This is a genomic window from Corallococcus sp. AB018 (assembly GCF_003986945.1).
GTDB lineage: Bacteria > Myxococcota > Myxococcia > Myxococcales > Myxococcaceae > Corallococcus > Corallococcus exiguus.
Map to the genome: position 1 here is coordinate 1 of NZ_RAWR01000562.1, position 427 is coordinate 427.

Annotated in this window: 1 protein-coding gene; it reads left to right on the forward strand. The window is 69.1% G+C overall.

Annotation, left to right across the window (positions count from 1 at the left end; translation table 11 throughout):
- Nucleotides 1-104: 104 nt before the first annotated feature.
- Nucleotides 105-427 (forward strand): DUF1801 domain-containing protein (locus D7Y11_RS42980; protein ID WP_233607605.1); only part of this gene is annotated, 323 nt, incomplete at its 3' end.

The window sequence follows — 427 nt, forward strand, 5'->3', positions numbered from 1 at the left end:
CTCCCGGCCGTCCAGCGCTACCTCATGGACATGGCCTCCCGGGATGTCCTGGACTACGAAGAGCCCCTCCTGCGGCAGGACGGAATCGACTGAGGGGCCGCGCCATGGCGAACCGGAGCATGGAGGTGGACCAGTTCATGGCGGAGCTGGTCCACCCGCTCAAGGCGCAGGTGGAGGCCGTGCGGGCCGCCATCCTGGCCTCCGACGCCAGCATCACCGAGCGCATCAAGTGGAAGGCCCCCAGCTTCGTGCACTCGGGCGACGACCGCGTCACCTTCCGCCTGGCCCCCAAGGGCATCTTCCAGGTCATCCTCCACCGGGGCGCGAAGGTGAAGGACACCACGGGCTTCGCCTTCGAGGACGACTCGGGGCTGGTGGAGTGGCTGGCGCCGGACCGGGGCGTCGTGAGCTTTCCGGACGCGAAGAC